This is a genomic window from Streptomyces hygroscopicus subsp. hygroscopicus, from assembly GCF_001553455.1.
Lineage (GTDB): Bacteria > Actinomycetota > Actinomycetes > Streptomycetales > Streptomycetaceae > Streptomyces > Streptomyces hygroscopicus.
This window is the reverse complement of sequence record NZ_BBOX01000045.1, coordinates 1-1,253: the sequence shown is the minus strand read 5'-3', so window position 1 is coordinate 1,253 and position 1,253 is coordinate 1. Positions and strand designations below refer to the sequence as shown.

At 73.9% G+C, this 1,253-nt stretch carries 1 protein-coding gene and 1 pseudogene; both read right to left on the bottom strand.

The genetic code is table 11. The features are described 5' to 3' along the window. On the bottom strand, positions 1-882 hold an 882-nt coding region (locus AXW62_RS06015), incomplete at its 3' end, for a sensor histidine kinase (RefSeq protein WP_060943577.1). 144 nt (positions 883-1,026) lie between these two features. Next, positions 1,027-1,253 (bottom strand): annotated as a pseudogene (locus tag AXW62_RS06010) (sensor histidine kinase); the annotation flags it as partial.

The window sequence follows — 1,253 nt, the reverse complement described above, 5'->3', positions numbered from 1 at the left end:
TTTGGCGGCGGCTTCCGGGTCCTCCTCCAGCTTCTCCTTCGCCAGGCCCAGGTCCATGGCGAGGGCGACCAGCCGGGCCTGTGCCCCGTCGTGCAGATCGCGCTCGATCCGGCGCAGATCGGCGGCGGCGGTGTCCACCACCGTGCCCCGGTCCGACTCCAGCTCCCGGACCCGGCTCGCCAGCCGGGACGGACCCAGCAGCCCGGCCACCATGATCCGGTCGACCGAGGTCAGCGCCCGCATCACCCACGGGGTCAGCAGCAGGAGCAGCACACCCACCGCGCAGGTCGCGACGGTCTCGAAAGGGGTGTCCAGATAGAAGTGGAGCCCGCGGCCGTCGTCCACGAAGATCTCCAGGCCCGGCTCGTGCAGGTACCTGGGGAAGACCCACCCCCACAGCGGATAGGTCGCGAAGCCCCAGCCGTTGACGGTGAACACCACCGCGAAGACGAAGGAGAAGACGGCCCAGGGGAGGCGGATCAGCGCGTAGATCACATGACGCCAGGAGGTGCCGCTCCTGAGCAGCGCGCCCACCCAGGCCACCGGCCCGCGCCTGCCCGCCCCCGTGAGGACGGGCTCCGGCTCGGCCACCGCCAGCCCCAGCAGCGCACGGGCGCGGGCCCGCTCGACGACGCCGAGCGCCCGGCAGCCCGCGAGGGCGGCGCCGAGCACCGGGACGCCGAGGAAGGTGATCAGCAGCCCGACGCCGAGCGCCATCGTCACGACCGCGTAGGCGAAGGTGAGGATGGCCATCGGCAGGCTGGTCACGACATAGAGGAACTCACGCCATACCCGGGCCTGGAACGGCGCCCTCAGCGCCGCGGGCACCAGACGGCCGCGGGGGTCGGCGCCCGGTTCGTACGGTCTGTATGCGGTGGCCATCGTCTCGTCCGTCCTCCGGAAGCCTGGTCGGGGCGCGATCCGGGCCGGCCGGGCGGGTCGCGTCGTTCTGCGTACACCCAAGCGTCCCCGAGCGTGGACGGCCGGACCATCGGGCGGGTCGGCCTCTTCACCGGGGGGTTAGCCCTACCGTCGCCGTCGGCCTTTCACCACCGCGGCGCCCGCCGACCCGGCCCGGTGGTGCCAGGGCAGCTCGGCGGTCACCGTGGTCGGCCCGCCGGACGGCGAGTCCACCACGAACAGCCCGTCGACCGAGCCCAGCCGCTCCGCCAGGCCCGCGAGCCCCGTCCCCCCGTCGGTGGTCGCCCCGCCGCGCCCGTCGTCCCGCACCTGGATCAGCAGCCGGTGGTCCG